Source organism: Mesorhizobium sp. M0195 (genome assembly GCF_040322115.1).
Lineage (GTDB): Bacteria > Pseudomonadota > Alphaproteobacteria > Rhizobiales > Rhizobiaceae > Mesorhizobium.
The window spans coordinates 1-8,077 of record NZ_JAMYSV010000051.1 but is presented as its reverse complement, the minus strand read 5'-3'; the positions used below and the strand labels follow the sequence as shown (position 1 = coordinate 8,077).

Below are 8,077 nucleotides of genomic sequence, written 5' to 3'. Positions count from 1 at the left end.
AGTGTCCGACATTGTCGGACATTGGACGCAAGCATCTGAGGAAGGCTCGAGTTTGTCGCGCGCGTGCGGGTTGTCGGACAGGACGATGCCAGGATCAGGCCAGAAAGCTCTAAAGGTGATACCGTGGCGATCCGGGCGGTGGAGGTACGCTGATCGAAGTCCTCGCCGATTGCTCAACCCGCGCCCACGGCGTAACAGGTCGGGGATCGCCGCTGAATGAAAGTTCAGTGGCAGCTCACCGTGCCTGGCGCAGATCAGGTGACGCTTTCCTTTCGTCCAGTTGGAATGCCACCTTCGATCAGTCTTGCGGGACCCTGGTAGGCCGGCGGGCGCGCCTGAAGTCGGATCGCGAAACCCGGGGGGCCACACCTCTTTGATCAGTATTTTCCAGCCTGCTCAAGTTGCTCGAAAAGCTCTTGTACGTTGTCTTCAAGAAATGCTTCCTCTCCGTTCCGATGGATGAGTTCAAAACTTATCCCCGTATTAGCGCATCGAGAAGAGAATGCTTGTGTTAGGCCAGGTCCTTCAATAATAGTCGTGTCGAACGACAATCCCCGCGCTCTAAGCGTATTGACCGCCGCCGACACATCGTCGACAGATAATGCAACATGAGCTAGACCAACCCCGTAGTTTTGGACAAGTTGAGACACCTGCGACTCTGGCTCTGTGCCTTGGCAAAGCACAAAGCACATGTCGTTCCGAACCATGTCCGCACACACCATCCCAGTCTTCTTACCTTTTATATGCAATCGCCGCCTAAGCTTAAACCCAAGGACATCTTGAAACAGGTCGATAGCGTCGTCTAGTTTATGAACCGCCAAAGCTATGTGATCAATGCCATGAAATCGAGGATTATGATGGCCATTTGCTTCGATAGATTCTTTCAGAGAGCCATCCGACGGCGAACCCACGGGATAAGTCATTTTTTGAGTCCTTCTGTTTAGGTGGACGCAGCCAATTTAACGATCGAGCCATAAGCTGTTAACAGCCTGATTACACATGAGTAGCCTCGCAGACCGGAATGGTCCGTTTTTGTGTGGTCATGGACAATTTCTGCTCAGTGTGAGCGCGTTTGTCGATGACAAGCATGTAACATGCCAAGCGGAAAAATCATTTCGGAGCAACAGAATGGGGGCAGAACAAGAGCAGTGCGAAATCTCGTACGCTAACGGGGAACAGAGCGTGAACTATGCCATAGTGCGGAAACCGGCGCATACGATCCCTGTGGACTCATGGCTCGCCGGGTTGGGGTCGGTAGCCTTAGGGTTCGAAAGCCTTCGGGCATCTGATGCTCGGTGTCCCAGGTGTAGATGCCTGTCAGGTTGATATGTTCCCAACTCAGCGCGAGATATGCTTCAACAGCTATCTGGAATGTTTCGCCCCCCTCGTTTCAACTGTGTGGCCCGCGCGGTCGAGATAGACCGTGTTCCAGTGTACGATCGCGCTGACGACGAGGTTGAGTCCGGATGCGCGGAACGCCTGGCTCTCGAACGAACGATCGCGATTTCGCCTCGCTCATGGAAGAACACGGCGCGCTTGAGCTTGTGTGCTGCTTCGCCCTTGTTGAGGCCGGCTTGGCAGCGTGCCGGGCTTGAGTACCATTCAATCATGAATATGGATCGCTCGATCCTGCACAGTTCCCGCAGCGCCCTTGCGAGTTGGCTCTCACCTTGTGTGGTTCATCGGCTGTTAGCGGCAAGATCGCTAATGGGCGGGCATGCGAACGAAATCAAAATGGTCGCCCGGCCCAGGGGTCAAAGTTCTGGGCGTCGAGCTCACTGATGATGACAGTTGGGTTGTTTCCGCTGCCGGACCAGCGATCGGCATTTGCCCCGATTGCGGACGGCGAAGCCGAAATCGGCATGGGTGGTCCAGCCGCAGCCTTCAGGACCTTCCGGTCCAGGGTAAGGCTGTGACGGTGAGGCTCCTGCTGAGCCGCTGGCGATGCGCACATGAGAAATGTGAATGACAAACGTTCACCGACCGACTGCCGACGGTTGCTTCCCCTTATGCGCGCCGGACGACAAGGGTCGTGGAGATTGTCGGCCTGCTCGGCCATAGCACGGGCGGCCGTCCTGGCGAGCGCCTCATGCAACGGCTCGGCATGCCGGTCAGCGACGACACCATCCTGCGGCAACTGAAGCGTGATGCCGCGGTTGCTCACTGCGCCTCCGAGATCCGGGTGGTTGGCATCGATGACTGGAGCTGGCGACGCGCGACACGATACGGGACCATCATGGTCGATCTCGAGCGTCGCTCGGTTGTCGACATTCTGGACGACCCCAGCGTCGATAATGCAGCCAGGTGGCTGCGGAACCATCCCTTCTCGCAGAGCAATTCGGATTGGCCCCTTCGGACTTCGGACGCGAGTTCCGCACCGGAAGCGAACGGTTCCGGATCACGGCATCGATCCAAAGCGGCCACGCTACTCGATCTCCGCTGAGCGAATTCCCGACCGCAGAGGATTCAAATTTGCCCCCGAAAATGTCGCCATGCTCCTCCAACCCGAGGAGAGCAAGCCGTGAAGTTCTCCGATTGTTCCGCAAGTTGGCCAAAATCGCATATGTGGAACGGCCCGCTTGGCAAGATATTTCCTCATGTATTTCCCAAATATGGACGGTGCAGTCATATGTCCGGCCTGTTTTCTGGCAGCCACGGTCACGATGAGATCCGCGGAGCAAATCGCCTAATCAGCTTCTCGCGCTGTAACGCGCCTGCGATTTTGCGGTCTGATTTGCTTCGGGATGTCGTCCCGTTGGGTCATCACAATTGGCACCTTGCCTGCCTCTCCGACCGACTGGCCAGAAAGCTCTAAAACCTAAGCTTGGGCGATCATCTTCGCTCCTCTATAGTTATCGCCGTGAACGAGAAGAGCCCAGATGATGCGCGCGATCTTGTTTGCGAGAGCGACCGCGACAACCTTGAACGGGCGGCGCAATATCATCGCCGCTATCCATGGTGATGCCTGGAGGCCACGACGGGCGAGCTTGAGGACCGACGTTGCTCCAGCGACAAGCAGCGTGCGCAATTGCTGGTTTCCGCGCTTTGAGATCGAACCGATCCGTTCTTTTCCTCCGCTGGAATGTGCGCGTGGTGTCAACCCAATCCAGGCAGCAAAGTCCCGACCGGTTTTAAAGCCGGCAGGATCAGGGACTACTGCCCGGACGGTCGCCGCAATGATCGGACCCACGCCGGGGATCGCCGTCAAGCGTCGGGCGTTGTCATCTTTTCTTATAGCCTCAAGGATTTTTCGATCGAGCCTTTCAATGCGTGCCGTCACGGTCTCGATTTGCTCAACGAGCTCTTCCAAAGCCATTCGCGCTGCACCCGGCAATCTCAGGTCACTGTCGTCGCGTACTATGGCGGCAAGGCGGACGATTCCGACCAGACCGGTCGCCCTGACAATGCCCAGTTCGGCAAGATGAGCTCTCAGGGCATTGATTGTTTGAGTGCGCTGGCGGATAAGCAAATCTCGCGCTTTGAGCACCATTCCGGCAGCCTGCTCGTCCTGTGTTTTTACCGGAACATAGCGCATGGTCGGCCGCGTGACTGCCTCGCAGATAGCTTCAGCGTCTGCAGCATCGGTTTTGTTGCGTTTGAGGTAGGCCTTCACGTGCGCGGGTGGCATCATCCGAACCGTATGACCCAGGGCCTGAATTTCCCGAGCCCAATAATGCGCGCTGCCACAAGCTTCCATACCCACGAGGCAAGGCTGCAACTTGCGAAAGAAGTCCAGAACCTGCGACCGACGCAGTGTACGGCGTACAATCACGGGTCCTTCTTCGGCTATGCCATGAACTTGAAAAACGGATTTGGCCAGATCAAGCCCGACTGTGGTAATCTTCTCCATGGAGCGGTCCTTCCTTTTTGTGGCGTTTCAACACGACCACGTTAGGCATTCGATGCCGTTTGAGAAGGGCCGTTCCACCTCATCAGCTTCGGGCCGAGTAGGCCTTGTCTGGGAGGAGGACGCGTGGCTGGCCCAGCCCGGCCCGCGGAAGCCTATATCGTTCCCGAAACACAGCTTCGCGAACATCGCGAGCAGTCCGAAAGACTGATCGCGATCGCCCGTAGCGGCCTGGAAACGCTTTTCAAGCAGGTGGCGGGCCAGAACTATGTATTGTATTGCTCCTGGCAAACGCAAAGGGCGTAACCGTCGACTTCCTCGGCGATCCGCTCTTCATGGACAATTGCGCTCGGCGGGGCTCTATCTCGGCTCCGAGTGGTCGGAAAGCCGCACCGGAACATGCGGCGTCGGCTCCTGCATCAGCACCGGCGAGGCGATGACCATCCATCAGACTGGCCATTTCGATACGACCCATACGCCGCTCTCCTGCACTGCCGCGCCGATCTTCGACACCAATGGCGGATTGGCTGCCGTGCTGGACATTTCCCTGCTTCGCTCCCCGCAACCGAAGGTCAGCCAGAACCTGGCGCTGCATCTGGTGACGGCCTCCGCGCGAAGCATCGAGCTTGCCAATCTGATGGCGCAGACGCACTCCGATTGGGTGCTGCGCTTTTCCCGTCCCGTGCGCCGCAACACCCGGATCGAGGCGTTGGCGGCGATGCATTTGGCCGCGTATGTCGAGACACAACGATGCACCCCTGCTCTCGGCGACCAGGTCCTCGGCTGTCTTCAGCTGGCGAACACCGTCCCATACGATGCCTACATGAACCAGCCGGCTTTCTCCTCGGACACAAACTCTTCCCCTTGGCGCCGTTGCCCGCACCGGCCAGCACAAAAGCCCCGCTGATAGTCGGATGACCCGCAAACGGCACCTCCAGCGTCGGCGTGAAGATACGCACCTGAGCCGTGTGGTGCGCATCGGCCGGCTGCAAGACAAAGCTCGTCTCGGAGGAGTTGAACTCCGGTGCAACCGCCTGCATCTGATCAGTTGTCAAGTTGTCCGAACCGAGCACCACTGCTAGCGGATTGCCGCCGAACCGCGTTCGCGTGAAAACATCAACGATTTGATAGGTCAGCAACAAGGGCCTCTCCCACAGCCTTTGTGTGGTACGAGCGGCATTGGCTTAAGCCAGTCAAATCAGACATTTCGCCGACAAAGCAGGCCCAGCCGTCGAACGCGCACCATTTCAACACGAACTCAAATACTGGGAAGCTCGCGGTTATGGCCCTGCCTCGCTTCAGCGAGGTCGGCCCAACAGGGCAGGTTCGAGATGAGCCCGCCAGCAACGCTCGAGATCAAACGTTAGTGCGTGTCACGCTCACTGGCGCGCGTTCAGGCCAAAGCCCAGGGGTGATCGCGTCTGTTCATCGGCTAACAGCTCATCACGACGTCACCTCGGAGGACGAGAAAAGACTGTTGAGCGGGTACGAGCTGCCTCGGTCGTTCGTTCGATCGAAAGCACTGTGTGCGGAGGAAGTTCGCCATCATGCAGCGCGAGAAGATGTTCGTCTGCTTCCTTATCCGCGGCCGTGAGCCGATGGTTCAGACGCAGAAAGTCCATCCAGGTGGGCGTGCGGAATGTCTCTGTCCAAACCGAAGGCGTTTGAAGGTTTCGTTGGAGCGTCCAGTTTCGTGCGCCGGCACGGCTAAGAGCGTGCCGCTTTGTGCGCATGCAGCCGAGAAAGGCGTCGATATTCTTCTCGGATATGAAATAGTCGACCTTGGCAACGATCGGGCCACTCCTTGGCTTCAGATCGAGTGCCAGCTCGGGTGCGGGAAAATCCGAACTTTCCTGATCCGTTTCTTCCCATGGACGTATCGGCAACAGTATCCCCGCTGCTGCAACCAGCAACAGAGCCCCCGCGGCACCCTCCAAAGCCCAGGTCAAGGAGTAGTTCTGCGCGACGGACCCCCAGATCCAGCTGCCGGCGGCCATACCGCCAGCGCTCAAGGCGTAGTAGATCGAGAGCGTGCGGCCGACTACCCACCTTGGGCTTGCCAACTGCACCGACACGTCAATGCCCGTCCAGGTGATCAGCCAACCCGCGCCCCCGAGCGCCATAAAAATTGCTGCCACAGCGACCGACGAGGTCAGTGCCAGTGAAAGGCAACATGCTGCGCAAGCGACAGAGGCGAACGCCACCAGCCTGTTTTGAGACGTGATCCGCCTCAGGAAGCCGTTGCTCATGCCCGCGATGAAAGCGCCTATGCCGAAGCCGGCCAACAGAATACCGTAGACGATCGGCCCGCTTGCCAGCTTGTCCCGGACGACGAGAGGCAGCAGCGCGAGGATGGAGATGCTTGCCAAGCCGAAAAGGGCTGCACGGGCGATCGCCGACCTGATCTCCAGGGAGATCACCGTGAAGCGCACTCCGTCATGAATCGCCATCGTCATTCTCTCACGAGGGAGAGGCGAAGAGCGAACTTGCCATTTGGTGCGCCATATTGCGCTTAGAGGCGCCACATCACTCAGCGCGGCCAAAGCGAAAGCGGCCAGCGGTCCAAAGAAGGCCAGGATCACGCCCCCCAAAGCCGGACCAACGCTGCGCACAATGTTGTATCCGACAGACATAAGTGTCACAGCAGCCGGAATGTCGCGCTTGTGGAGGATATCGCCCACGGACGCATGCCAGGCCGGATCAGTTAACGCGAAGCCGCAGCCAGCCAGGAAACCCAATCCGAGTATCAGCCAAGGATGGACAAATCCCAGACCCACTGAAACCATCAGCGTCGTTGATGCCAATGCTATCAAGCAGTGCCCCGCAAACATCACCCATCGGCGGCTGAAGTTGTCGGCGATGGCTCCCGCGAGGATTGACAGGAAGAATACCGGTAATGTGGATGCGGCCTGCACGAGCGCGACCAACAGATCCGAAGCCGAAATGGTGACCATGAGCCAACTGATGGCGACTGTTTGCACGAGCCATCCCAGGCTGGATATCTGTGTAGATATCCAGATCGAACGAAATACCTGGTTCCGAAGCGGGGCGAGCGTCGTTGGAACGGACGGATGAGGATTTTCGTGCTGCACGTTTTTTTACCTTCGAGGAGCCGATTGTTTAACACGGCTGCCACTATTGCCTTTTAGTCTTTACGATGTTGAGCAATGCGTCAGTACTTTCAGGCATGACCGAGCACTCGCTTCCGCATGCTCTAAGTTCACCCTTGGGCCCGACATATCGGTTTAAGATGACGCGCTCAATCCCGAGTTCTTAGCAGAGATCGGGGTCGGAAGTGTCGCATTGAGCCACATAGCAGACTGCGCGGGGCGAATATCCGTCTTGGCGAGCGCGAATTTCCTGCCTCCTTTGCGGCCGCGCGCCCCGGCTGCGGCGTGTCCGGCCAACCTCGCCAGTTGAAGTAGGTCGTCTGGCTGATTCCCGCCCGCCGACAGATCTCCGCGACAGGAATCCCGTCTGCTCCCTACTTCAAAATAAACGCCTTCTGCGCGTCCGAAAACTTCGATGCCTTCTCCGCTCCTCCCCGCCAAGGGACGCTACCGCGGAAAGCTCCACTTTCGAACAGTCCAGTTTTCAGGGGTCAGAGCAGCATGATCTGCTTCCTGATGCGCGCCGACCCGGAGGATATCCGCGCGGCGCTCTTCGCCGAAAAGTCACTGGGCGAACTGCCGTTCAGGCCCTTCCCCTCCGGCCACACCAGGCAGGCGCCGCTGGCGGAGATGTCTTGAGCCGGAGGGGACGAGCTACTGGCAGCAAAGATGCAGAAAGAGCTTTCTCCTGACATAAAGAGGCCTGCTGCTTCCGCGCCGATTCCAAATCTTTTGCTCCTCGGCCGTCCCTATTCCGTCTTGACTAGTACGAACCTACTACCTATCTCACGGTCGCGTTAGCACTCGCCACAGGCGAGTGCTAACCACGCTCCGGCAACGGAGAACCGTTCAACAGCACCAGGGACATCCAAAAATGGCAAAGTCGAATTTCCGGCCGCTGCATGACCGCGTGGTCGTTCGCCGCGTCGAGTCCGAAGCGAAGACCGCCGGCGGGATCATCATCCCAGATACCGCCAAGGAAAAGCCGCAGCAAGGCGAGATCATCGCCATCGGTTCCGGCGCCCGTGACGAGGTCGGCAAGCTCGTCCCGCTGGACGTCAAGGCCGGCGACCGCATCCTGTTCGGCAAGTGGTCGGGCACCGAAGTCAAGCTCAATGGC

6 protein-coding genes and 6 pseudogenes are annotated in these 8,077 nt (G+C 58.2%); 5 read left to right on the top strand and 7 right to left on the bottom strand.

Annotated features, from left to right (window positions below; all coding sequences use genetic code 11):
- Positions 1 to 377 precede the first annotated feature (377 nt).
- Positions 378 to 923, bottom strand: a complete 546-nt coding sequence (locus NKJ12_RS31585; RefSeq protein ID WP_352707611.1) for a VOC family protein — start codon at positions 921 to 923, stop codon at positions 378 to 380.
- Between the two features lie 242 nt (positions 924 to 1,165).
- A pseudogene (locus tag NKJ12_RS31580) lies at positions 1,166 to 1,667 on the bottom strand (Tn3 family transposase); the annotation flags it as partial.
- Between the two features lie 50 nt (positions 1,668 to 1,717).
- Between NKJ12_RS31580 and NKJ12_RS31575 the strand changes: the two are divergent.
- Together NKJ12_RS31575 and NKJ12_RS32420 are read left to right on the top strand one after the other, a co-directional pair.
- Positions 1,718 to 2,323: pseudogene (locus NKJ12_RS31575) on the top strand (transposase family protein); the annotation flags it as partial.
- Positions 2,305 to 2,525 (top strand): annotated as a pseudogene (locus NKJ12_RS32420) (hypothetical protein). The pseudogenes NKJ12_RS31575 and NKJ12_RS32420, both read left to right, overlap by 19 nt.
- A 293-nt stretch (positions 2,526 to 2,818) precedes the next feature.
- Here the strand turns inward: NKJ12_RS32420 and NKJ12_RS31570 are convergent.
- Positions 2,819 to 3,850 carry an IS110 family RNA-guided transposase gene (locus tag NKJ12_RS31570; RefSeq protein WP_352707609.1) on the bottom strand — a complete coding sequence of 344 codons (1,032 nt, stop codon included), beginning with the start codon at positions 3,848 to 3,850 and terminating at the stop codon, positions 2,819 to 2,821.
- A 132-nt stretch (positions 3,851 to 3,982) separates the two neighbouring features.
- On the opposite strand from NKJ12_RS31570, the pseudogene NKJ12_RS31565 reads away from it, so the two are divergent.
- Positions 3,983 to 4,526: pseudogene (locus NKJ12_RS31565) on the top strand (sigma-54-dependent Fis family transcriptional regulator); the annotation flags it as partial.
- On the opposite strand, the gene NKJ12_RS31560 reads toward NKJ12_RS31565, so the two are convergent.
- From NKJ12_RS31560 to NKJ12_RS31545, 4 genes and pseudogenes are all read right to left on the bottom strand, one after another.
- Positions 4,420 to 4,920: a PhzF family phenazine biosynthesis protein gene (locus NKJ12_RS31560; RefSeq protein ID WP_352707613.1), complete on the bottom strand. Its 501-nt coding sequence runs from the start codon at positions 4,918 to 4,920 to the stop codon at positions 4,420 to 4,422. The pseudogene NKJ12_RS31565 and the gene NKJ12_RS31560 sit on opposite strands and share 107 nt — an antisense overlap.
- 378 nt (positions 4,921 to 5,298) lie before the next feature.
- Complete coding sequence (locus NKJ12_RS31555) at positions 5,299 to 6,939, bottom strand: MFS transporter (protein ID WP_352508245.1); 1,641 nt, start codon at positions 6,937 to 6,939, stop codon at positions 5,299 to 5,301.
- Between the two features lie 43 nt (positions 6,940 to 6,982).
- A pseudogene (locus NKJ12_RS31550) lies at positions 6,983 to 7,251 on the bottom strand (hypothetical protein); the annotation flags it as partial.
- Between the two features lie 5 nt (positions 7,252 to 7,256).
- Positions 7,257 to 7,433: pseudogene (locus NKJ12_RS31545) on the bottom strand (transposase); the annotation flags it as partial.
- Between the two features lie 25 nt (positions 7,434 to 7,458).
- On the opposite strand from NKJ12_RS31545, the gene NKJ12_RS31540 reads away from it, so the two are divergent.
- Together NKJ12_RS31540 and NKJ12_RS31535 are read left to right on the top strand one after the other, a co-directional pair.
- On the top strand, positions 7,459 to 7,596 hold the full coding sequence (locus NKJ12_RS31540) for a hypothetical protein (RefSeq protein ID WP_352707606.1): 138 nt from the start codon (positions 7,459 to 7,461) through the stop codon (positions 7,594 to 7,596).
- A 235-nt stretch (positions 7,597 to 7,831) separates the two neighbouring features.
- Positions 7,832 to 8,077 (top strand): co-chaperone GroES (locus tag NKJ12_RS31535; protein ID WP_352707605.1); only part of this gene is annotated, 246 nt, incomplete at its 3' end.

What these genes read in the sequence shown, in the direction of transcription:
- NKJ12_RS31585 (WP_352707611.1), bottom strand. Translation starts at nt 923, where the DNA reads ATGACTTATCCCGTGGGTTCGCCGTCGGATGGCTCTCTGAAAGAATCT.
- NKJ12_RS31540 (WP_352707606.1), top strand. Translation starts at nt 7,459, where the DNA reads ATGATCTGCTTCCTGATGCGCGCCGACCCGGAGGATATCCGCGCGGCG.
- NKJ12_RS31570 (WP_352707609.1), bottom strand. Translation starts at nt 3,850, where the DNA reads ATGGAGAAGATTACCACAGTCGGGCTTGATCTGGCCAAATCCGTTTTT.